Raw genomic sequence first — 23,466 nt, forward strand, 5'->3', positions numbered from 1 at the left:
TAACAAATCGCTTTACTATTTTTATCTCTTAAAAAATATTTTCTTGTTTTTATATCATTAGTATTAAAGAATAAATAATCTAATTTATTTTGTTTACATGTTCAACAAAAATATTTTTTCATTATGAGTTGAAATTTCCTTATAAGAAGTAACTAGATAATTAATTGGTAAATCATCATGTTTATATGGATTATTTATTTTAAAACCTTTTCTGTTTTCTTCTCACGTAATGTTATATTTAAAACAAGGATTAGTAATTTTAGTTTTGTTATCTGTTATTTCACCTATAAATCAACTATTATGCTGTTCATAAAATTTTAATGGTTCAAGTTTTATATCATTAAGATAATATTCTTTTGGAGCAGTTGGTTTATTAACAGTTATTTTTTGGTCTTTAATATATGGTTCTAATAATTTTATTAATTCATTACCACTTAATTCTCTTTTAATATTTTCTAAATTAAAAACTCAATATGTGTAACTGTTATCAACAATAAAAGAATTATTTTTAATCATTCATTTTGGAAGTGATAATTTATATTCAACATAATCAATAAGAATAGATTGTGGTTTATCTTTAACAATTTGTTCTTTTTTAAATTCTATTTGCATAATAATCCTTTCCTAATATGTTCTGTTGCTTCTAGCATAAAGAACATATATTTTGATTTTTAGATTATTAATAATACTACTATTCGTTTTATTCATTTCAGCAATTCTGGGCTCAAAAATAAATTGTGAAATTTTAAAAAACATTGAGGCATTCGATTCAATATTTATTTAATTTGTGTTAAACAAATTAATATTTTAATTGAACCGGCACCGCTCAATTTTTTTTACAAGTTTGAAATTTATTTTCTCGCCCAAAAAAATTTTTCAAAAAAAATAAAAAATAAAACCAACACTTGCTCACTGGGGAGTGGCAAGGTTGGTTAAATAAAGAATAGAATTAATATAGTAGGTTCCCTAGTAGGTCTATATATACTAGTTTCCAATTCGCTCCCACCCCAAGAATTACCATTAAATGGTTAGTATAATTTATTAGGTATCACTCCACTTTTTATTTATCCATGCAAGTCCACATGTTCTAGCTACTATTTTTAACAACTGTGTTGTAGTTCACTTTTTTAGTTCCCTAACACGTGTTGATAATAGCGTTAAAGACGGTTATTAAAAATTTTAAAATTTTACAATTACAAAAAAAGACAAGATTATTTCTTGTCTTTTTCCTTGTTAATAATTTTTATTTTATCTTATAAAATCTATATTTTTTAAAATACGTCGAATATAAATTTAAGGGTAAAAGAGAATTTAATTTGTCTATCATCATTTTTAAATGGTAATTTCGGAAATAAGTTACTAATATGATAATTAATTATTTCGTAACTTTGACAACCGCCCAAATTATTTAAAAATGTAATTGATTTAAATAATTATAAAAGTATAGATGGTAATGAATAATGATTTTTTTTAGAAAAAGTACTTATTTATTAGGGAGTAGTTCAATTTTTCTTTTTTTAAGACTCTTATTAGGTTTAAAAATTATTAATATTCCTCATGTTTATGCTGGTAATGGTCAAACTATTTTTATAAGTGAGACAAGATATGAAAATAAGGGACACTTTGCTTATTTATTAGATTTTAAAAGAGAAGAATGTTTAAAGTTTAATAGTTTTAATCAAATTACTATTTTTTTCTCTATTAATAAATGTTATTTAACAATTTTTTTTCCAAAATGAAATGATAATAATCAACTTTTAATTGAAGAAAATATTAATTCTAATACATATTTAAATCAAATGGTATTAATAATTATTGGTGAAGAAAGTTTGTTAACATTTATTTGAAATAATATTACAACATAAATGTAAATATTGATATAATTTAATCAAAAAGAAGTTAGGTAGATAAATGCCAGCAAAAATTAATATTGTAAATATTTACAATGATCATAACTATGACATTAAAAATTTTAATATTTTATCAGAAAAAATTTTAAATGCAGTAGCTATTAAGTTAAAACAGAAAATTACATGGTGTATTGCTGCTATTTTTAATGACGAACAGACTAGTATTGAATTAAATAAAATGTATCGTCATAAAGATTATGTTCCTGATGTTTTATCATTTGGAAATAATGATGATGATTTTCCAAATATTAATATTGATATTAGAGATTTAGGTGATGTTTATATTTGTTATTCAAAGGCAGTAGCGCAAGCACAAGAATATGGCCATAGTTTAATTAGAGAATTATCATTTCTTTTTATTCATGGATTACTTCATACATTAGGATATGATCATCAAAATAGCGTAGAAGAAAAGGTTATGTTTGATTTACAAGATGAAATTTTAAATATTCTTGGTATTACTAGAAAATAAGGGGTGGTATAATGGAACAAGATATAGATTTATTAGTATTATTGAAAAAAGCAAAAGCAATACAAAAAAATGCTTATGCTCCTTATTCTTTATTTAGAGTTGCTGCAATAGTACTTTTGAAAAATAGTAAAGAAGTGTTAGGAGTAAATGTTGAAAATGCTGCATACTCAGTAGGCATTTGTGCTGAAAGAGCGGCTTTGTCACAAGTTATTGCTCAAGGTTATAAAAAAGAAGATATTATTAGTCTATTTTTAATTACTGATAGTGAAACTGTTGGTTCTCCTTGTGGTATGTGTCGTCAATTTATGATTGAAATTATGCCAGAAACATGTCCTATTTATATTAGTAATAAAAATGAAAATAATGATACTAAAACAATTTGTAAAATATTAGTAAAAGACTTATTACCTTTAGCGTTTAAACCAAGTTCATTGAAAGGGAATTAATTTATGAATAATAATTTTAAATCAGGTTTTGTTAGTTTTATTGGTAGAAGTAATGTTGGAAAATCAACTTTATTAAATACCATTCTTCAAGAAAAAAAGGCAATTGTGTCTAATAAACCACAAACAACCAAAAATCAAATTCAAGGTATTTATAATAGTGATGATATGCAAATCATATTTTTTGATACTCCCGGCATTCATAAACATAATAACCAACTTGGACGAATGATGAATCGCGATGCTAATCGCGCCATTAAAGAAACTAACATTATTTGTTTATTAGCGCCATGTAATGAATACATTGGAAATAGCGATAAACATATTATTAAATTATTATCAGAAAGGGTAAATACAACTATTCTACTTTTATTAACTAAGGTTGATTTAGTAACAAAAGAAAAATTAATGGATAAAATTAATGAGTGAAAAGATTTATTACTATTTAAAGAAATAATTCCAATTTCTGCTATAAAAGAAATGAATTTAGATATATTATTGAAAAAACTATATGAGTATTTACCAATTGGTGAAAAGAATCATTTAATCGAAAATAACGATGATGTTTCAGATAATACTTTAATTAAGGAAATTATTCGTGAAAAAATTTTAAATTTAACAGAAGAAGAAATTCCTTATAGTGTAGCAGTATTAATTGAAAGTATTAATTATAATCCAAATACTAATATTACTGATATTAATGCTGTTATTGTTGTTGAACGAGACTCACAAAAAGGAATTATTATTGGTAAAGGAGGTAGTATGATTAAAGAAATTGGAATAAGAGCTAGAACAGATTTAGAAAGTATTTTTGATTCTCATATTATATTAAAAACTTTTGTAAAAGTAATACCTGATTGAAGAAATAATCCTAGAAAATTAAAAGAGTTAGGTTATAGTTAAAATATGTTTAATATTGATACTGGTTTGATTTTAAACATTAACTACATTAAATCAATAAATAATGTTACTATTTTAACATCAAATTATGGTGTTAAAATAGTTTCTTTACCAGAAATAAAAATCAATTTAAATAAATATAGTCTTTTAGATTGTTGAAATTTTGGGAGATTGTCAAAAATCCGGAATAAATTAAATCTATATAGTCTTATTATATTTTAGACAAGAAATAATTTGGATTTTTATGAAATTGTATTTAAATAATATAATTTTTTTAAATTTATTGCAACTAAAATACTTATAATTAAATTTAGTAAGTGCTAAAATTTTAAAGTAAATTAAGGAGAATTTAAAAATGAAACTTAAAAAATTACAGTTATTAACTGTATTAATATTTATTTTAACTATTTTAATTATGATTGCAGGATTATTATTACTAAGTTTATTTCATGGAAAAGAAGTAGTGACTATTAAAAATAATCATTTATTTAAAAATACAAAATCTTTAATTTATGAATATAATGGGTTTAATTTATGAAGTAAATATAGTTGATATTACATATTAACTAATAACAATATTTGCCTTAATAATTTTGGAAGTTATTATATTATTCATAATTTTTATAATTATTCTTTATTATGGTTAAAAGTTGGTATTATCTTTTCTACAATTGTAGTTCCAGTTTTTGTGTCTATAATTTTGTCATTAACATTCTTAATTATTGGTTTAAAAAGAAAAATGAAAAATAATAATTTTTGAGATGCTATTGCAAATTGTGAAATAATAAGTAATTATTACATTCATTAAATTATGTTTCTAAATTTATCTTATTACATTTAAAAATAACCATTTTAATATAAATTGAAATATTATAAGTTCTATTACCAAGCATTTCTTTCAAATATCTAAACCTAATTTTTTACCAAATAATAAACTATTAATTGAACCTAATACTGGATTTGCAATTACTTGACCATAATAAGCACTTGTACCAATCATTGCACAAATTGGACTTATACCAGTTCTTATTAATTTAGTTAAAGTATAATTTGATTGATTTTCTATATTTGGCATTTTTTTCTCCTTTAATTTTCTAATTTTTTAATTGTTACTTTAATTCAACCTTGATATACATCATTATCACCAACTATTAATGCAACATTACTTTCGGGGTCAGAAACAATTATGTGTTTGGATTTAACATTTGGGTATTGTCTTAAAATAATTGCTCTAATATCATTACTTGTATGAATTGCTTTTGGAAATGGTGACAATATTTCAATTTCATCTTTATTTTCAAACAAAGTAGGTAATATTATCATTAATGTTCATCTCCTTGATTACAATATTTTTCACAACAGTTATCACAATATCCTTTATCACATTTTATTGCTTCATCTTCATAACAAAAACACATTAGTCAAATTCTCCATTTTCAATTCTTTCTTTTAAAGAAAAGACATATTCTGTATAAGTTCTATGTGGATTTTTATCATTTATAATTTCATCGATATCTAAAATTAATTTTTCTTTATTCATAATTTAACCTTTCTTTCCTAACTCTTTTATTTTGTTTTTGTTTACATAAGTTATTACATTTATGAGCAAAAACTCTACCATAACCACATTTATTATTCTTTTTAATTTTTATTATCATTATAAAATTCATTACTTTCTAAATATTCTAATATATTTGCATAAGTATCTGCTTTTGATTGAAATCATTTGTCTTCAACTTGATTAAAATTATTATAAAATTCAGATAAAAAAGATACTAATTTTTCTTTATTAATACAATTTTTATGTCTTGATTTATTAATTTCATCAACTTTAATTCTATGTTCTTTACAATATGCTCTACAATATTCATCAAATTGCTCTTCTGTCATATTTTCACATTGTCTTTGTCTTTGTTCATTTTTAATTTCATCATAATGTGGTTCATGAATAAATGGATGGGTTACACTTTATTGGACACTAATTACATAGACAAGTGAACAAATTAGTTAAAAGAAAGGAATTATAATTATGGTCACTATTAACTCATATTCAGATGAATTTAAAAAACAAATAGTAGCTTTATATCAAAGTGGCAAATCAGTATCTTGCCTTGTTAAAGAATACAATGTTACAAGAGCAGCTACTTACAATTGAATTAAGCAATTTACTAATTCAGGTAGTTTTAAAACTAAAGATAATCTTTCAGATTTAGAAAAACAATTAATTCAAGCAAATAAAGAATTAAAACAGTTACGAATGGAAATTGATATTTTAAAGCAAGCAGCACTAATAATAGGCAGAAAGTAGAGATTATTGCAAATAATAAATCTAAATATAAAATTCGCACAATGTGTCATTTTTTAAAACTCTCTAAATCAACATATTATTTTAATTTAAAGAAAAAAAATAAAATTCAAAATAATATTTATGAACAAGCTGTTATTAGTGCTTTTAAAGAAAATAAAGAAGTTTATGGTACTAGAAGATTAAAAGTCATACTAGCAAACCAAGAAATTTATTTATCACGCAGAAAAATTAAAGAAATTATGAATAAGCATAATTTAATATCAAAATACACTAAATTATCATTCAAAAATTATCATAATAAAGTCAATGATAGTCAAATAACCAATCTTGTTAATAGAAACTTTAATAATAGAATTAAAAATGAAGTTATTGTTAGTGATTTAACTTATGTTCAAGTTAATGGTAAATGAAACTATATTTGCCTATTAATCGACCTATTTAACCGCGAAATTATTGGACATAGTGTTGGAGTTAAAAAAGATGCATCATTAGTATATCAAGCATTTATGCAATCAAATCACTGTTTAAAAGATATTGAAATATTTCATACTGATCGCGGTAATGAATTCAATAATAAAACTATTGATAAACTTTTATTAGCTTTCAACATAACTCGATCTTTAAGCAAAAAAGGATGTCCTTATGACAATGCTGTTGCTGAAGCAACTTTTAAAACTTTCAAAATTGAATTTATTAATGATAAAAATTTTACATCATTAATCCAATTAAAATTAGAATTATTTGATTACATCAATTGATATAACAACATAAGAATTCACAGTACTCTAAACTACCTAACTCCAATTAGTTATCAAAAACAAATGTCTACCAAAAAATAGTCCTAAAAAGGGTTGCCATTCCAATTATTAGTTTCACTTGAATATATAACCATTCCATTATTACCAATTCCAGCAGGGTCAATTCCAATAATTAAGTCATATTGCATTAATTAAGTTAACCTCTAATAACCGTTTTAATAATTTCTAAATCACAATTACATCAACAATATTTACATTCTTCAATAAATTCTTTATGACCACAAACTAAATTATCTTTTTTTAAATCATCAATCAGTTTAATTAGCCCTATTTTAAATTCAATATCATCACTGTCTGGTATGCAAATCGTTCCTCTTTTAGTTAAATATTCTTTATCCATATTTATACCTCCTACTTAACTTAATATTTAAAATACAGTCATAACAAATTGCTTTACTATTTTTATCTCTTAAAAAATATTTTCTTGTTTTTATATCATTAGTATTAAAGAATAAATAATCTAATTTATTTTGTTTACATGTTCAACAAAAATACTTTTTCATTATGATTTGAAATTCCTTTCCTAATATGTTCTGTTGCTTCTAGCATAAAGAACATATATTTTGATTTTTAGATTATTAATACTACTACTATTCGTTTTATTCATTCCAGTAATTCTGGGCTCAAAAATAAATTATGAAATTTTAAAAAACATTGAGGCATTCGATTCAATATTTATTTAATTTGTGTTTAACAAATTAATATTTTAATTGAACCGGCCCCGCTCAATTTTTTTTAAAATTTCATAATTTATTTTTGAGCCCAAAAAATTTTTCAAAAAAAATAAAAAATAAAACCAACACTTGCTCACTGGAGAGTGGCAAGGTTGGTTAAATAAAGAATAGAATTAATACAATAGGTCCCTACAACAGGTCTATATATACTAGTTTCCAATTCGCTCCCACCCCAAGAATTACCATTAAATGGTTAGTATATTTTATTAGGTATCATTCCACTTTTTATTTATCCATGCAAGTCCACATGCTAGCTACTATTTTTAACAACTGTGTTGTAGTTCACTTTTTTAGTTCCCTAACACGTGTTGATAATAGCGTTAAAGAGGGTTATTAATTATTAACTTTCTCCTACTTGGTCACTGCGTGTAGTAGATATTTAAAGGGTGCTAATAATAAAAAATTTTAAAATTTTACAATTACAAAAAAAGACAAGATTTTTATTCTCGTCTTTTGTCATTTATTTTTAATTCAAGGGTTAAAAAAATTAGGAAGTTATTTTTATAATATATTATATTGAATAAAATTTGTTAAATTTGTTATTCGCCCTTAATTTTTTACTTAGAAAATTAAAGTAATTATTATTTTTAAATAACCTTATTAATTTGATTTTTTGTTTTATATTCAACAAATATTTTTTGAAAAAGAGGATCTGTTAAAACATTATTTAATACTAGTTGTTCATATGTTTCATAGTTGTGATTTCTTTGTACATAATATGTTTCATAAGCAAATAAGTGCATAATCATATTACCAATGGTAGGATTACTTTCTTTGTTATTTTTTCAAAGTATTTTTTGTAGTTTAATACCGTGTTTTTTAAATAACATATTCATTGAATGTTTTATTTTATGTGGTCTAGTTAATATTAATTTTTCAATGGCACTACTAATATTAAGACCATTAGCAAATATATCATCTAAACTATGAATAAAATTTCTCAATTGAATTAATTCAAGATCTTCAAATAATTGTTCATTATCTTGCAAATTTTTTTTCATTAATAACATTTTAACATGACTATCATTTTGTTCAATATAAATAGGAATTTTAATCATATTAGTGAAACTTCTAATGATTGGAATTAATTCTTGTTTAAATTGATAGCCTAAATGGTAGTGAATTATAAAAAATAATAATAAAAGATTTTCATATATTTTATTTAAATTCAAAAAGGTAAGTGATTTTTTATGTTCATCTATTGTTTTAATAAATGACTGATGGAATTGAGTGATAATATTAATAATATCTTGTGAAGTATTTTCCAAACATACGTTTTTAAAATTGGTAAGTATAGTTTTTTTATATATAAGATTTGCATTATTAAATTCTTTTAAAGCATTTTTATAATAATCTGTTGTGAATGTTTCTGAAAGTTCTTTTTGTAAACTATTAATTTTTTCTTCATCACAAAGAATAACTGCATCTTGATAGTTTAAAAATAAAACAATTCAATTTATACACATTTTTTTTTGATCAACAGTTAAATTTGTATCAACGAAACATTGGAATAAAGCACCGCCAGTTTCAATGATACACTCATCAGCTGTTTTGTTAATTAACATTATTTGGCACCTAACTTTCTTTTTTTGTAGTTTTAATAATTTAATTAAAAAGTGTTTTAAGGTCAACTATTTTCTTTAATATTCTATCATTATAAATGACTTTTTTTAAATTTTAGTAAAAATTACCAATTTTAATATTTTTTAAACAAGTTAAAAAATATTATTAACTTTAAATTCTAAAATGTTATTTTTAAAATTATTTAATGATTTTAAAGTAGGTTATTATTATTATATTTATATAACATCAACATATACTTTAAAATTGAAGTAATGCTCATATTTTATCTCAAATTCTTTATACAAGGGAGTCTAATAATTTTTAAATAAGTATAATTTGTTATGCAAGTTTTTTATAAACTTTTATATTTTTTCTAATTTTTTAAATATTAATTTTATAATCAAAAACTTAGTTAAACACTTATGGGACAAGATGTGATAGTGTGAATCTTGTATTCTTATTCTAACACATAATATTTGAAACTTCTTCTTTTTGGAAATTATTATTAATTGTAAAAAAAACTTTAGTATTAGCGATAATTATTGGTTAAAAGCATTTTTTACTATAAATTAATTATAAAATAGATTATTAAAATCGTAGTATTTTGACTTTAATAAGAGTAAAAAACTAATTTTATGAAAAATAAATAAATTTTGTAAAACAAAAAATAATATGTACAATATAATTATTAAGTTTAATATAAGTTTTTTACCCATTGCTTTTTTTAAGTAAATGGGTTTATTAATAAAAAAAATAAGAGGTAAAGAAGAATGATAAATGATTTAGTTAATATAAATAAGTTTATAAAAAGTTTAAATACAAATAATATTAATAGTATAGATTTGATGCAACAATATTATTATCATGAAATAAGAGAAAATATAGAAATATATAATGAATTAATTGAAAAATTAAACAATATTTTTTCATTATTTAATATAACTATAGAAGAAGAACAAAAATATAATAATTTTTTTATTTTTTTAAAAGAAGAAATAATAAAAACTAAGAAAAAATATCAGGAAAATTATAAATATGAAATAGAACAAATTGCCAAAATTTTAGATCAAAATCAACAAACTATTGATAATTGTTTAGTAGTCAATAATAAATATAGTAATATTATTACAAGTTTAAATAATAAAAAAATTAGTAAATGAAAAAATAATTTTTTAAAAATTATTACTTTTGGTTTTTGAGATTGAAATAAAAAAATAACAGTTCAACAAGAAGAATTAGAAAATTATAAAATTAATAATGAAGAATTGATAAAAGCGAAAGAATTAGAAAATGAAAAACTAAAAGAAGAAAAAACTACTATTTTGATTGAAAAACTAAAGAAAAATATGTTTGAAATAACTAGTGTTCTTGCAGAAGTTGACATTTTAGAAGAAGAATTTAAAAAAATGCTCAGTGAAAAAACTAATAATGAACCTGAATGTGAAATTGCAGAGGAAGCAATTGAAGTACTAAGTAAAAAAAAGAAGGTCATTTTGTTCACAAGATAGTGGTTTTGACTCAAATGCAAGTAGCGATAGTGAAGAATCTTCTTATCCAGAAAAATTAAATCCATTTATTAATGATGATGATGTAAGTTCTCAATCAACCAGTATTTTTAGTAAACCAATTTTGCCAAAAATATAAATAGATAAATGTAGTTATTAAAATTAACAATTATTTTAATAATTAAATATTAATAAATAAATTATTTAAATACTTATATCAGTAAGTGTTTTTAATAAAAAAACTTATTTATTTAGAAAAAATATGTAACTTAGTAAAAATAAAGAAATTATTATTTTAAAATCTTTTTATCTGTTAAGTATTTTAACTTGACATCATTATGTGAATAAGATATTATTAAAAAGGTTTATTTGCCACAAATTAATAGAAGGAGGTAATTTATGGTTAAATTACGCTTAATACCAACAGGAAAAAGTAAATCAGTGCAACCTAGTTACAGAATTGTTGCGATTGATGCAAGAACAAAACTTAATGGTAGATATATTGATAAATTAGGTACTTATAATCCAACAAGCAAAGAAAAACAAGTAACTATCGATGAAGTAAAAGCATTAAAATTTTTATCAAATGGTGCTCAACCAACAGAAACTGTTCGTAGTTTATTATCAACAGAAGGAATTATGACTAAATTTCATAATTTAAGACAAGAGAGAAAAAGTAGCAAACCTAAAAAAATAACAAAAAAAGTTACTGTAAAAAATAAAAAAACTGCTACTACTAATTCTATTAAAAAAGAAGAAGCACCTGCTACTTAATATTAAAATATGCTACAAGTGATTAATTAATATGTATGTAACATTGTTAGAACATTTAATTGAACCAATTTTACTTGATAAAATTTGTGAAGTTGAGATTCGCGAATTAGTAGAAAAAAATCACTATGATTTAATATTAATGGTACCAAAATCATTAATATCAGTATTGATTGGTAAAAAAGGAAATACTATTCGTGCATTATCAACAATTATTGAAAGTAAAGCATATTTAGAAAATAATACTATTAAATTAGTAATTAATGAGTTTTAAGATGAAATATTTAGAATTAGGTACTATTGTTAATACTCATGGTCTTATTGGTGAAGTTAAGGTTTTATGTAATTATTATGGTAATAAATTTTCATGAAAAGAAAAAACAACAGTTTATTTAGAAGAAACTAAACAACTAACACCTTTAATTATTTCAAGAGTAAGAAATCATAAGCAGTTTTTATTATTAACATTTGAAAATTATAATACTATTGAGTTAGTAGAAGGTATGAAAAATAAAAATTTAGTTATTAATACTGAAGAAATAATTAATGACAACTTACCTTGATTTTATGAAGATATTCTAAATTATGAAGCATTTGATGCTAATAATAATGCTTTTTTAGGAAAAGTTATTGCTTTCTTAGATAATAATCATCAAGGTTTATGAGAAATAAAAATGACTAATAAAAAAACCTTTTTTATTCCTAATAATAAAGTATTTATTAATAAAATTAATAAAGAAGAACAAAAAGTTTATTTTAATATTATTGAAGGATTAATTAATAATGACTAAAAACCAATTCACAATTATAACTTTATTTCCCAATGCTTTTAATGATTTTATGCAAACATCAATTATCAAACGAGCTATTACTAAAAAACAAATTAGCATTGATATTATTGATATTAGAAATTTTGCTAATAATAAACACCAACAAGTTGATGATGCTCCTTATGGTGGTGGCAATGGTATGGTTTTACAAGCAATGCCAGTAATTAATGCTATTAATAGCGTAAAACTTAAATATCCTGAGGCTAAAACAATTTTACTTAGTCCACAAGGTCAACAATGAAATCAACAATTAGCTTATAAATATAGTCAAAAAAATATTAATTATATTTTAGTTTGTGGTCATTACGAAGGTATTGATGAACGCATTATGTCTTATATTGATGAAGAGATTTCAATTGGTGATTATGTATTAACTGGTGGTGAATTACCAGCAATGGTTATTATTGATTGTATTACTAGGTTAATTCCTAATGTTATTCAACATCAATCTCATCTTAATGATTCTTTTAATAATTCATTATTGGATTATCCAACATATACAAGACCAGAAGAAGTATTAGGTATGAAAGTTCCAGAGGTTCTAATTGGTGGTCACCATGAAAAGATAGCAGAATATCGTCATCAACAAGCATTAATTAATACTTATAAAAAAAGAATTGATTTATTTAAAAAATATCAATTATCTGCAAAAGATAAAATAATAATTGAAGAATATAAATCTTCACTTAAAAAAAATAAACGAAAGGAGAAATAAAACATGCAAAATGCAATTATTAAATTAGTTAGTGAAAGTCAACTAAATCATAATCTTCCTAATTTTAAATCTGGAGATACAATCCAAGTATTTTCTAAAATTAAAGAAGAAAAAAAAGAACGTATTCAAATGTTTGAAGGGGTAGTTATTGCTCGCAAAGGTTCAGGAATTACGCAAAATGTTATTGTTCGTAAAACTGTTGGTGGTAAAGGTGTCGAAAAAACATTTGCTTTACATTCACCATTAATTGATAAAATTAATGTTATTCGTAAGGGTAAAGTAAGAAGAGCACGTATTTTCTACTTACGTAAATTAAGCGGTAAAGCTGCTAGAATTAAAGAAATTAAAACAGTAAAACCTGTTAAATAATAATTAAACCACCGTTATTAAAATCAATGGTGGTTTTCTAAATTGATATAAAATAATAATAAAATGTATTAAAGGAGTTAAAAAAAATGCCTAATGAAAGTACCCATAATCAAATTCATTGATTCCCTGGTCATATGATGAAAGCCATTAAAGCAATTGAAACTAAGTTACCAATTATTGATGTTGCAATTGAAGTTTTAGATGCACGAGCACCATTAGCAACAAAAAGTACTTTATTAGATCGTTTATTAGAGAAAAAAATAAGAATTATTGTTCTTAACAAAGTTGATTTAGCAGATGATAATTTTACTAAAGAATGAGTTATTTTTTTTGAAAGTCAAGGTTTTTCTGTTTTATTGGCAAAATTATTAACTACAAAAATGAAACCGCAGTTATTAAATTTAATTACTAAATTAATGGAGCCACAAATGGAAAAACAATTGGCAAAAGGTATTGTTAATCCAAAAATTAAGGTATTAATTATGGGATTACCAAATACGGGGAAATCAACATTTATCAATAATTTATTACAACGTAAAGTAACACAAACTGCTAATATACCTGGTGTTACTAGAGGTCAACAATGAATTAAATTAAATCCAACGATTGATTTGTTAGATAGTCCTGGTATTTTACCACCAAAAATGAATGATCAAAAAGTAGTAATGATTTTAGCTTTAATTAAAGCAATTCCTGTTAAACATTTATTTTTAGAAGAAATGGCTAATTTTGCTTTAACCTTTTTACTTGAGAATTATGATGAAAGATTAGTAAAATATTATAATATTAATTTTGAAATTAAAAATATTAATGATGAAACATTATTTCTTTATTTTAAGAAATTAGCACAAAAATATCATTTAAAATTGGCTAATGATGAAGATAATACTCATCGTGCCATGAATTTATTTATTAATGATTTACAAGTAGGGAAATTAGGATTAATTTCATTTGAAATACCACCTAAGATTTTAAAACATGAAAAGTAGTTTACGATACGAAATTGATAATTATTCATCAGGAACATTAATTGCTGGTTTTGATGAAGTGGGAAGGGGAGCTATTGCAGGACCAATTGTTGTTGCAAGCGTTATTCTTAAACTAAACTTTAATCATCCTTTAATTAAAGATTCAAAACAATTATCAACAAAACAACGAATAGCAATGTATCAAATTATAATTGATAATGCACTAACAGTTGCTGTTAGTATTAAAAGTCATCAATTTGTTAATATTCATAATCCTAAGCAGACTAGTATTTTAGCAATGATAGAAGCATTTAATAAATTAAAAATAGTACCTGATGTGTGTTTAGTTGATTTTGAAAAACCACAATTTCCTAATTTTCTAGGAAAAGTTGAAGCAATAGTTAAAGGTGATCAAAAATCACTTAATATTGCTAGCGCTTCGATTATTGCTAAAGTAGTAAGAGATAAAATTATGATTAATTATGATACTAAATATCCTAATTATGGGTTTAAAAATCATAAAGGGTATTATACAAAAAATCATCAGATAGCATTACAAAATTATGGTATTTGTGATATTCATCGTATTAGTTGTGCGCCCGTTAAAAAATATAGTGGGATTATATAATAGAGAAACTTTTATTATTACAATTATTTATTGGTAATAAGTTATTATCTAATTTATTTATATCTGTTGCTAATAATTTATTATTTTGAATATTAAAAATTTCTTTAATTGGTTTAGTTCCTTGATTTATTAAAATATTTTTAAATGATTGAAGGCCATGTTTTTGTAAATTCTTTTCTAATTGGCTTGTAGGTGTTTTAATATTATAGGCAACTTCTAAATAAAAGAATCTTTTTTGAAAGTCATGGTCAAAATCTTGATATTTTTTATAGATTTTTTCTATTTTATTTATTATATTTTTATTTAATATTTTTTGAAAGGCATTATTGTTAATAATGTCTTTGCTAATATTTTCTAATAAATAGTGTAGTGGAAATAATTCAGTAGAATAACTAGTAACATTTTTATATGGTAATAATAAGTCATTGATTATTTCTTTTTTAATATTGTATTTTTGTCTAATTTTATTAGAAGTTTTAATTATATTTATTTTAAAACAAAATTTATTATCTTTATTATCAATTACTAACATAGTTGAAAATATTTCTTTATATATTTTTTTTAACATTTTATTTTTCCTTTTTTATTTGGATATTTAATTTAATAAAAATCCTAATATAGAAAAATAGCTATATTAGATATATACATTTATTAAATTAAAATAATTATATCTAAAAATATGAAATAATACTATTTATTTTTTATTATTGCTTTTCTTCATAATTATGGACAAATCTTATTGAGATTTTTAATTTAATTTTTTTGAAATAAACTTATATGTTTATTAAATTTTCTAGTTCTGTTATAATTAAACTATATTAATTTAAAGTAAAATAGTTTTTAATTTATAATTTAAGATAGTCAGGGGAATTATAATGACAAAGAAATTCGGTTATAATTTACTAACATTTGTATATTTTTCAAATCAACGTCGCGGTACTGCTAAATTAGTTTTGAAAAAAAGTACATGTAAACATATTATTAAAATTTACAAGAAAAATAAAAATTTACAAATAAGTGATAAGGTAAGATTATTATCTAATTTTTTAAGTAGTAATATTGTTTCTAAAATTTCAGCTTTAGCAGAAGAATCTTCAATACCATATACTTTGATTGATGAAATAGTTTTTGTTATTCTTGAACAATGAGAACTATTTTTACAATGAAGTAAAAAAATAACAAATGCTCTTATTATTACTGTTAATAAAAATCTAGAATTTAGCGCTGATTGAGTAGGTAATGAGAATATTTTTGCAGAGTTAATAACCGAATATACTATTAATTATAAAGAATTAGGAATGAATACCATTATTTTTAATAATGGTTTTTCTTACGAAAGAGATGGTATTAAGTATAGTGATAATGGTATTGCTAAAATTATTTTAACACCATTTTTATGAAAACAATTAGATAAATTAAATAATAGTTTTGAGATATCGCAATATTTAAGGAATGAACAAATATTTTGTTATCTTTCTTTAGAACCAAATTCTGATAAAATTTTAAATTATGCTTTTGAACAATTGGCAGTTTTAATTTTTAATAATAAAAAATATGTTAATGATGCTTTTCTTAAGTTTAAAGTAGGTGTTGTTTTAGAATTTGAAGCAGTAGTGCATGAACAATTTCAATTAAAACAAATCTCAGCAATGAAAATTAATAGCGAAGAATTAAAATAATATATATTATTTTGAAGTAAAAATTAAGGTAATACTAGTCTAGTATTACCTTAATTAATATATTTTAGAAAAGTTGAATAATAATTTTATGCTAATCATATCATTATTATTTTACTATTAATTGTTTATTCTTATTATTATTGTTGACTTTAAAGAAATAGTTTCTTGGTTTTTTACTAAAGCAATAGAAAGTGTTAGTTCATCTCCGTCTGTTAAATTATTTGGACGAGGTATTCCTGTTCTTTCAAAATTTATAACATTAAATTTTGCTTTTCAACCAACCAATTGTTCAAAGTTATTAAATTTAATAGCTTTTTCAGTTCTGCTTTTGCTTATTAATGGTACTTCTGTTTTATCTTTTAATCATTTATTAACAGTTTCTTCTAATTTATAACCCGCTTGGAAATACTCAATAGAACTTCCTTCATAAACAAATTCATTATAACTTAACTTAGCAAGAGTATCACTTGCAAAAATATTAAATAAAGCATCAGTTCCAGTCATTACTTTTACTGTATATTTATCCCCTAAATTTGTTTTACCATCTTCTTTAAAGAATTGTAAATTATATGTCCCATCACCAACTACAAGTTTTTCATCATCATTTGGTTCTACAAATTTACTAGTAGAAACTTTTATATTAGATATTTTATTTTTAATTTTAGCAACTTCCGCTGCATCAAAAGTACCATCTTCAGGTGTTCTTTCTGATGTTAATTTCTGTTGTAAAACAGATTTTAAAAAATAGAAACTGTCTTTATCTTTAGCTTTGGCTTGACCAGTAGTTGCCTCTTTTTCTAATAATTTAGTAACCAAAATATCGGAATTATCAATTCAGAAAAAGGATGTATCTTTTTCTCAATTAAGTCTAATAGTTTTTAAACCGTTTCCTTCATCATTTGTTAAACCTAAATTTATTGATACTTGATCTAGTAATATTTTTACCTGATCTTCTTTGTTGTTACCACAAGCTATAACAGTAGTTACTGGTACTGTTGTTATGACACTAGCACCTAATAACTTTAATAAAGTTCTCATATTCCTCATTTTTCTCTTAACCTCCTCAGTTAAATCTAGAATAGATGTGAGAAATTATCTTCAATAATCTTATGTAAAACATATTATTTTAAATAACTCACTAACACTATTATAATACATAAAAAAAATTTTATTTTTTTTTTACACCTTTAAGAGTGTATTTGTAAATTATTAATAGTAAAATTAAATAAAAAAAACACTTATAATTTTAATTTTTAATATATTTTTATTATATTAAAAATTAAAATTATATTAGTATTTATTGTTATAAAGTAATATCTGAAAAAAATAAAAATAATAAAGTATAATATTTCTATAAATAAAAAAATATAAGTTTTTGACCTATTGTTTAAGTTTTAAGCAAGTAGGTTTTTTATTTTGAAAGGGGAAAAATATGAATTTAAAATCTTTACTATCTGAAATAAAATTTGATTATAAAGAAATTATAGAAATTTTTAGAAAAATAGCAGCAAAAAAGGAAAATATTAAATCATTATGAGATGAATTAAGTAAGTATAAACAGCAATTACAGAAAGAAAAAAGTGATGATAATATTAACCAAAAATTATTAATTATTTATAAAGTTTCTGCTTTTGTTGAAGAAATGTTGTTAAATTCTTATCAATCAACAGAATATGATCCTGCTACTGGAAAAATAATTAAAGACAGTAAAATGAGTGAAAATTTTGTAAATGATTGAAATAATATTAATAAAATATTAGAACAAATTTTTTTACCAGAAGATGAAGTTGTAGAAATTTCAGAATTAGCAGATGATCAATTAAGTCTACTAAATAATGAACAAACGCAAACAAATCGTGAAAGTGAATGTTTTCCCAAATACTGTTTAATTTTATAAAAATGAAATAAAAAATAAAAAAACTTTTCTCTAATTAGAGAAAAGTTTTAATTAACATAGTGCTTTAAATTCTACTAAAATATTGATTGAGGTAATAAAGTTCCAATACTTAACATTATTAAGGCAAAGACAGTAATACCAATAGTATATGGTCAAATTGCTCGATAAAAACTTGTTAGGGGAACTTTAGCAATGGCAAGTCCTGCCATCATTACACCTGCACTTGGTGCAAATAAATTAATTCAACCACTAGCCATAACAAAAGTAGTAATCATTCCTGAACCTAATCCTAAAGGAATTACTATTTTTGAAACAATAGGGAAAACGGCTTTTGCAAATCCTGATGTTGAAGGAATAACAAAGGCAATCAAAAGAAAAGCAAAAAAACCAATAATAACAATAGCAAATCTTGGTAATTTATCAATACTTTGCAATTGTCCAACAACAACATGTTGCATTCCTGAATGTTGTAATGATCAGCCAATTCCACCAGCAACAGCAATTATTAAAGCAACACCTAATAATTCTGAAGAACCACTAATAAAATTACGAACATATTGTTCTTCGCCTTTTCAATCAATTGCTGCAATGATAATTGAAACAAAGAAAAATAAGAAAGCTAACATTTCAATGTTTCAGTCACCAAATGCATTAATTTGACTTGTGAAATATGGAAAATATTTAATTAATGTATTGTGAAAATCATCAAAAATAGTTGTTCCTGTAATTTTACCTCATGGAATAATACAAAGCACCATAATTAAAAATGTTAATCCAAATAGTGCTAAAATAATTTTACGACGTTTAGTAAATTCAGGTATTTCTTCTTTATTAATAAATTCTTCATGATGCTCGCTATGTAAGTGAAAAACAACTGATTTTTCAGGATTACGTTTAACACGGATTGCATATCACATAACAAAAGCAATAGTACCGATAGTTGCTAAAAATCAACAAATTAAACGTCAGATGATTCCATCACCAGGATTTAAACCACTAGCTTGTGAAGCTGTAGCAATAGCAAAGGGATTAAGTGTTGAAAACATAACACCAACACCAGCACCCAATAAAATCATTAATACAGCTGTAACAACATCAAAACCAGCAGCTAACATTGCTGGAATAATAATTAAATAGTAAGGAATAGTTTCTTCACACATTCCTTCAACTGTTCCACCAATCGATAGGATAGTCATAATTGAAGGAATAATTCAAATTTCTTTTCCGTTTAGACGTTTAACTAAACGACCAATTCCTGCATCTAGTGCACCTGATTTCATAACTATGCCAATATATCCACCAATTACTAAAACAAAAACAATAATATCACTGCTACCAATGAAACCTTTAATTGGAGCCAAAAATAAGTCCATGATACCTAATGGCCCACCGTCTTGTCAAGGGTTATCGGTGCTTACAGGCTTTGATTCATCTTCTAATCATTTACCTGTTGTTCCTGGAATCCAAGAAATAATGATAATTAGAGCAATAATAAAGAATAAGACTGTAATTGCTGTTGGCATTTTAAATGGAAATAAACGAAATTTTTTCTTTTTGGTAATTCCCATATATGATTAATACCTCCTTCTTTATTTTTTTAAAAGTATTATTATATAATACACTATTTATCATGTAGAATAAAAGATGTTTAAGCTTATTTTTTAAAATAACTTATTAAAAAAGTAGTATTTTTATTTAAGTAACACTATTATAATAATAGTTTTTAAAAAAATGTTATTTTTTTATTAGTATTATTTGAAAATTTAATTAAATATTAGTAGTATTTTAAAATAAAATTAGTTATTATAAATTACATATATTTTTTTATTTTTTTGATTTTATTGACTATTTTATTAATTAATGAAATCACTTTAAAGGTATATAATTATTATAATTGAAAGGAGAATATTATGTTAAAACTTTTTAAGAAAAAAGAAAGGACAAATCATAAATTAACTTTATCAGAATTAGTCTGGTTTGGTTTTAATTATACTGTTGGAATTACTTTTACTGCTAACTTTGCAATTTTAATTAATAAAGATAGTTTAAATTTAGGTTCTCATATGATTTGAATTTTTTTAGTAGAAGGATTAATTGCAGGAACTTGTGCTTGAGCTTTTTCAAGACTTTCAAGAGTACATCCGGGTAATAATGGTGCTGCTTATATTTATGTTAGAAGTAGTTATGGTCGCTTCTGAGGTTGATTAATTTCTTTTTTACAGTATGCTACTTTACCTGTTATAGTTAGTTCACAAATTGTATCAATGATTAGAATTAACTTTACTGATCCATCTTCTTTTTTATATGCTAATTGAGGAGTATGACAACATTTAGGATTAGATTTGATTGGAATTCTAATTTATGGTTTAGCTTCTTGTGTATTATTTTTAGGAATGGCTGCATTTAAAAAATTTGTGAATATTTCTAGTTATTTAAAATGAGGAACAACTTTTTTATTAATCATAGCAACTATTATATTATTTGTGATGGCAGGAACTTCAAATTGAGATATGACTACTTCTCATCAACAATTAACTGCCAATAACTTTTCACAAGCTTTTGTCATGTGTTTCTTTTTCTTTTTAGGATTTGAAACCTATTCAACAATTGGTAAAAATGTTAGAAATCCTGAAAAAAATATTAGTCGTTCATTAGTTATTGTTATGATTTTATCTACTATTTTTTATATGGCAGTAACAATTCTTATGATTGGTGCTGTTGCTGGCAATTTTTCAGATAATCCCAACTTAAGTATTTTTAAAATTTTAGGTGATAAAGCTCATGCACAATGATTAGGAATAATTGGTATCCTTGTAATGTTAATTTGTACTATTTCATTAAAGTCTAATGCTGGAATGCAAAATGCTTTATATAGTGGTGCTATTTTAGAACCATTATCTGTTGAAGGGTATATTTCACCTAAATATAAAGAATTATCAAAAGATAACATTCCGTTTAAAGCTTCTAGATTAAATTTAATTATTACTTTTTCTTCAGCTTTTGTATGATTAATTTTACCTGATATTATTGGAGTAATAGTTGATACGTTACATCCTGTTTATAAGGATGGACAATTAGTTTTAAGTTCGATTGTTAATTATGGAACATTAACTGCTGAAGCCGGTATTATTATGGTTATTATTTATGTTTTTGTACTTTCCATTGCAATTAAACTGTCTATAGAAAAGAAATTGAAAAAAAATATTTTTGAAATTATTATTTGACTTGCAGCAACACTTTTCTTAGTTTGACAATTTGAAGAATGATTAAGATCTTTAATCAATAGTTTAATTTCAGGAGCAAATCTTATTGGTAAAGGTGGAACTGATACTACAAAAGGAATATCTGATATAACTTCTAATGTTTTACAATTAGTTTATTTAATTGCTAGCATTGCATTTGCTCTAATTTGATACTTTGCTTATTATAAACCAATGCAAAGAAAAAGAGCACTTACAAATCCTAAATTACAAGAAGAATTGGATAGCGAATTTAGAGTGAAAGATGATTGACCTTTTGTTGCAAAAAATCTACAAAATGAAATTGAAAATTATTTAGTACGTAATGTTTTAATTAATGGTGATGATAAAAACCCTAATTATATAATTGCTAAAAATGTACGTAAAGAATTATTGATGTCAGAAGGCGAATGGCGTGAAGATGAAGAATAAAAAAAGTTTAAAAATGTATTAGTTATAATAACTAATACATTTTTAGTATTTATTATTTTTGACAAATTTTTATAGTAATATTAAAGGTGTTAATAATGAATATTTTTTTATATTATTATAAAGTATATTGATGGTAGAAAGTAAAATATGATGTATAATGTTAATTGGATTCATTTCAATATTATGTTTAGAAGTAATTCTAAATTGTGGTTATTGTATTTGTAGTTCAAAAGTCATATTATTGGAGGTACTATATATGAATATGAAAAATATATTAAGATTAATGGGTGCATTAACATTAACAACAGCAGCTACTACTTCAGTTGTTGCTTGTGGTGATAAAGCTGGTGTAGCCATGAACGTAGAAGTATCAAAACAATTAGGGTTAACAGATGATAAAGGAGAAGGTGTACAAGCAGCTTCACTTGATACAACTGTCAAGGATAATGTTACTTGAACTGTTGATGCTTTAAAAACACCAATTAAAGCTAGTGCATTATTAGGAGAAGATAATAAAGCTGCTAATCAAGCATGTGCTGATTTTCTTACTGGTAAATTAAAACAAACAGCTACAGATGGAAAATTTAATAAAGAAGAATTAGAAAAAATTACTGGTGCAGTTACTGATTTTAAACCAGAATTAGCTAAAATGGATGATGGTAAAGATTATGCTATTACTGGTGGTACTTTTAATTTCCAATTTAAAAAAGGTGAAGAGGCACTTGGTGATGTTTATGGTATTAAGTTAAAAGCTGATAAAACAAAAGGTGTTATTGCTGCTGCTCTTACTACAATAGCTGCTGAAATTAAAATAGTAGATACTGATGTTACTACAAATCAAAAAATTATGTTTGTAGATGGTACTATAATTCCAGAAACTGCAAAAAAACCAGGAGAACCAATACAAATTAAAGGAGAATCAGATCAAGTAAAACAGTTTACTGCTTTAAATACTCTAACTGCTTTAAAAATTGGGGCAAATTTAGGAACAATTACTGCTGCTGGTGATGCTTGAGCTGCTGGTGATAAATTAGAAATAACTTATAAAACTGGTGATGTTACTTTTGAAGCAAAAACTGAATTAACACTTGCATAATTTTATAAAATAAAAATAATATTAATACTCCTTTTAAATTAAAAGGAGTATTTTATTTTACAAAATGTTTATTTTTTTCATATTTTTAAACATTATAAACATATAAATATTGGATAACTTATTATATGATATTATATTTGGAAAAAAGTAACTAAGTTGTTAATTTATAGTTATTATAATAAGTTTAAA

At 23.3% G+C, this 23,466-nt stretch carries 28 protein-coding genes; 18 read left to right on the forward strand and 10 right to left on the reverse strand.

The annotated features are described in order from the left end of the window. Positions 1–93 precede the first annotated feature (93 nt). On the reverse strand, positions 94–612 hold the full coding sequence (locus AAHM95_RS08275) for a hypothetical protein (RefSeq protein WP_338973560.1): 519 nt from the start codon (positions 610–612) through the stop codon (positions 94–96). 848 nt (positions 613–1,460) lie between these two features. On the opposite strand from AAHM95_RS08275, the gene AAHM95_RS08280 reads away from it, so the two are divergent. The 5 genes from AAHM95_RS08280 (at position 1,461) to AAHM95_RS08300 (ending at position 4,533) form a co-directional block, all read left to right on the forward strand. After that, complete coding sequence (locus AAHM95_RS08280) at positions 1,461–1,865, forward strand: hypothetical protein (protein ID WP_339043105.1); 405 nt, start codon at positions 1,461–1,463, stop codon at positions 1,863–1,865. Positions 1,866–1,911: 46 nt separating this feature from the next. Beyond that, entirely contained in the window at positions 1,912–2,382 is a 471-nt protein-coding gene (ybeY, locus tag AAHM95_RS08285; RefSeq protein ID WP_281748062.1) for an rRNA maturation RNase YbeY, read from the forward strand. A gap of 11 nt (positions 2,383–2,393) precedes the next feature. Continuing rightward, positions 2,394–2,828, forward strand: a complete 435-nt coding sequence (gene cdd / locus AAHM95_RS08290) for a cytidine deaminase (protein WP_281748063.1) — start codon at positions 2,394–2,396, stop codon at positions 2,826–2,828. A gap of 3 nt (positions 2,829–2,831) precedes the next feature. Further along, a complete protein-coding gene (gene era, locus AAHM95_RS08295) occupies positions 2,832–3,728 on the forward strand; it encodes a GTPase Era (protein ID WP_342274627.1) in 897 nt (298 codons plus the stop codon). Positions 3,729–4,080: 352 nt separating this feature from the next. Then, positions 4,081–4,533: a hypothetical protein gene (locus AAHM95_RS08300; protein WP_342274217.1), complete on the forward strand. Its 453-nt coding sequence runs from the start codon at positions 4,081–4,083 to the stop codon at positions 4,531–4,533. Positions 4,534–4,548: 15 nt separating this feature from the next. On the opposite strand, the gene AAHM95_RS08305 is transcribed toward AAHM95_RS08300, so the two are convergent. From AAHM95_RS08305 to AAHM95_RS08320, 4 genes are all read right to left on the reverse strand, one after another. After that, positions 4,549–4,800 carry a hypothetical protein gene (locus AAHM95_RS08305; protein WP_342274628.1) on the reverse strand — a complete coding sequence of 84 codons (252 nt, stop codon included), beginning with the start codon at positions 4,798–4,800 and terminating at the stop codon, positions 4,549–4,551. Positions 4,801–4,811: 11 nt separating this feature from the next. After that, the gene (locus AAHM95_RS08310) at positions 4,812–5,048 is read right to left on the reverse strand and encodes a hypothetical protein (protein WP_174480108.1); all 237 of its coding nucleotides are present in this window, start codon (positions 5,046–5,048) and stop codon (positions 4,812–4,814) included. A gap of 94 nt (positions 5,049–5,142) precedes the next feature. After that, positions 5,143–5,265 carry a hypothetical protein gene (locus tag AAHM95_RS08315; protein WP_339042632.1) on the reverse strand — a complete coding sequence of 41 codons (123 nt, stop codon included), beginning with the start codon at positions 5,263–5,265 and terminating at the stop codon, positions 5,143–5,145. Between the two features lie 101 nt (positions 5,266–5,366). Next, complete coding sequence (locus AAHM95_RS08320) at positions 5,367–5,615, reverse strand: hypothetical protein (protein ID WP_342274629.1); 249 nt, start codon at positions 5,613–5,615, stop codon at positions 5,367–5,369. A 139-nt stretch (positions 5,616–5,754) separates the two neighbouring features. Here AAHM95_RS08320 and AAHM95_RS08325 point away from each other — a divergent pair. Beyond that, a protein-coding gene (locus AAHM95_RS08325) for an IS3 family transposase (protein ID WP_338975281.1) occupies positions 5,755–6,872 on the forward strand; the annotation gives its coding sequence in 2 pieces (ribosomal slippage) (positions 5,755–6,025 and positions 6,025–6,872; 1,119 coding nt in all). A gap of 115 nt (positions 6,873–6,987) precedes the next feature. Here AAHM95_RS08325 and AAHM95_RS08330 read toward each other — a convergent pair. Beyond that, the gene (locus tag AAHM95_RS08330) at positions 6,988–7,191 is read right to left on the reverse strand and encodes a hypothetical protein (protein WP_281748672.1); all 204 of its coding nucleotides are present in this window, start codon (positions 7,189–7,191) and stop codon (positions 6,988–6,990) included. 981 nt (positions 7,192–8,172) lie between these two features. Continuing rightward, entirely contained in the window at positions 8,173–9,150 is a 978-nt protein-coding gene (locus AAHM95_RS08335; RefSeq protein WP_342274630.1) for a hypothetical protein, read from the reverse strand. Between the two features lie 768 nt (positions 9,151–9,918). Here AAHM95_RS08335 and AAHM95_RS08340 point away from each other — a divergent pair. From AAHM95_RS08340 to AAHM95_RS08375, 8 genes are all read left to right on the forward strand, one after another. Further along, on the forward strand, positions 9,919–10,656 hold the full coding sequence (locus AAHM95_RS08340) for a hypothetical protein (protein WP_342274631.1): 738 nt from the start codon (positions 9,919–9,921) through the stop codon (positions 10,654–10,656). 396 nt (positions 10,657–11,052) lie between these two features. Continuing rightward, positions 11,053–11,427 carry a 30S ribosomal protein S16 gene (gene rpsP, locus AAHM95_RS08345; protein WP_338976133.1) on the forward strand — a complete coding sequence of 125 codons (375 nt, stop codon included), beginning with the start codon at positions 11,053–11,055 and terminating at the stop codon, positions 11,425–11,427. 31 nt (positions 11,428–11,458) lie between these two features. Further along, positions 11,459–11,698 (forward strand): KH domain-containing protein, encoded by a 240-nt coding sequence (locus tag AAHM95_RS08350; RefSeq protein ID WP_338962636.1) that lies wholly within the window; start codon positions 11,459–11,461, stop codon positions 11,696–11,698. A gap of 1 nt (position 11,699) precedes the next feature. Next, a complete protein-coding gene (gene rimM / locus AAHM95_RS08355; protein ID WP_252319423.1) occupies positions 11,700–12,215 on the forward strand; it encodes a ribosome maturation factor RimM in 516 nt (171 codons plus the stop codon). Beyond that, on the forward strand, positions 12,208–12,969 hold the full coding sequence (trmD, locus tag AAHM95_RS08360) for a tRNA (guanosine(37)-N1)-methyltransferase TrmD (protein ID WP_338978963.1): 762 nt from the start codon (positions 12,208–12,210) through the stop codon (positions 12,967–12,969). The genes rimM and trmD overlap by 8 nt, the downstream gene beginning before the upstream one ends. A gap of 3 nt (positions 12,970–12,972) precedes the next feature. After that, positions 12,973–13,338 (forward strand): 50S ribosomal protein L19, encoded by a 366-nt coding sequence (gene rplS / locus AAHM95_RS08365; RefSeq protein ID WP_252319419.1) that lies wholly within the window; start codon positions 12,973–12,975, stop codon positions 13,336–13,338. 86 nt (positions 13,339–13,424) lie between these two features. After that, positions 13,425–14,327 (forward strand): ribosome biogenesis GTPase YlqF, encoded by a 903-nt coding sequence (ylqF, locus tag AAHM95_RS08370; protein ID WP_342274632.1) that lies wholly within the window; start codon positions 13,425–13,427, stop codon positions 14,325–14,327. After that, positions 14,317–14,934, forward strand: coding sequence for a ribonuclease HII (locus AAHM95_RS08375; protein WP_342274633.1), 618 nt, complete (start codon positions 14,317–14,319; stop codon positions 14,932–14,934). Before ylqF ends, AAHM95_RS08375 begins: the two co-directional genes overlap by 11 nt. Here AAHM95_RS08375 and AAHM95_RS08380 read toward each other — a convergent pair. Continuing rightward, positions 14,927–15,502 carry a hypothetical protein gene (locus AAHM95_RS08380; protein WP_338974998.1) on the reverse strand — a complete coding sequence of 192 codons (576 nt, stop codon included), beginning with the start codon at positions 15,500–15,502 and terminating at the stop codon, positions 14,927–14,929. The two genes, AAHM95_RS08375 and AAHM95_RS08380, sit on opposite strands and share 8 nt — an antisense overlap. 307 nt (positions 15,503–15,809) lie before the next feature. On the opposite strand from AAHM95_RS08380, the gene AAHM95_RS08385 reads away from it, so the two are divergent. Beyond that, positions 15,810–16,613 (forward strand): hypothetical protein, encoded by an 804-nt coding sequence (locus tag AAHM95_RS08385; RefSeq protein ID WP_342274634.1) that lies wholly within the window; start codon positions 15,810–15,812, stop codon positions 16,611–16,613. Between the two features lie 117 nt (positions 16,614–16,730). On the opposite strand, the gene AAHM95_RS08390 is transcribed toward AAHM95_RS08385, so the two are convergent. Beyond that, on the reverse strand, positions 16,731–17,660 hold the full coding sequence (locus AAHM95_RS08390; protein ID WP_342274635.1) for a hypothetical protein: 930 nt from the start codon (positions 17,658–17,660) through the stop codon (positions 16,731–16,733). A 385-nt stretch (positions 17,661–18,045) separates the two neighbouring features. Between AAHM95_RS08390 and AAHM95_RS08395 the strand changes: the two genes are divergently transcribed. Then, positions 18,046–18,510: a hypothetical protein gene (locus AAHM95_RS08395; protein ID WP_342274636.1), complete on the forward strand. Its 465-nt coding sequence runs from the start codon at positions 18,046–18,048 to the stop codon at positions 18,508–18,510. A 74-nt stretch (positions 18,511–18,584) separates the two neighbouring features. Here the strand turns inward: AAHM95_RS08395 and AAHM95_RS08400 are convergent, their stop codons facing one another. Further along, entirely contained in the window at positions 18,585–20,078 is a 1,494-nt protein-coding gene (locus tag AAHM95_RS08400; protein ID WP_252319388.1) for a YfcC family protein, read from the reverse strand. Positions 20,079–20,420: 342 nt separating this feature from the next. On the opposite strand from AAHM95_RS08400, the gene AAHM95_RS08405 reads away from it, so the two are divergent. Together AAHM95_RS08405 and AAHM95_RS08410 are read left to right on the forward strand one after the other, a co-directional pair. Next, entirely contained in the window at positions 20,421–22,181 is a 1,761-nt protein-coding gene (locus AAHM95_RS08405) for an APC family permease (protein WP_342274637.1), read from the forward strand. A gap of 256 nt (positions 22,182–22,437) precedes the next feature. After that, the gene (locus AAHM95_RS08410; RefSeq protein ID WP_342274638.1) at positions 22,438–23,277 is read left to right on the forward strand and encodes a hypothetical protein; all 840 of its coding nucleotides are present in this window, start codon (positions 22,438–22,440) and stop codon (positions 23,275–23,277) included. The last annotated feature ends 189 nt before the right edge of the window (positions 23,278–23,466 follow it).

It is taken from the genome of Spiroplasma endosymbiont of Phycita roborella, from assembly GCF_964031195.1.
Lineage (GTDB): Bacteria > Bacillota_I > Bacilli_A > Mycoplasmatales > VBWQ01 > Spiroplasma_E > Spiroplasma_E ixodetis_A.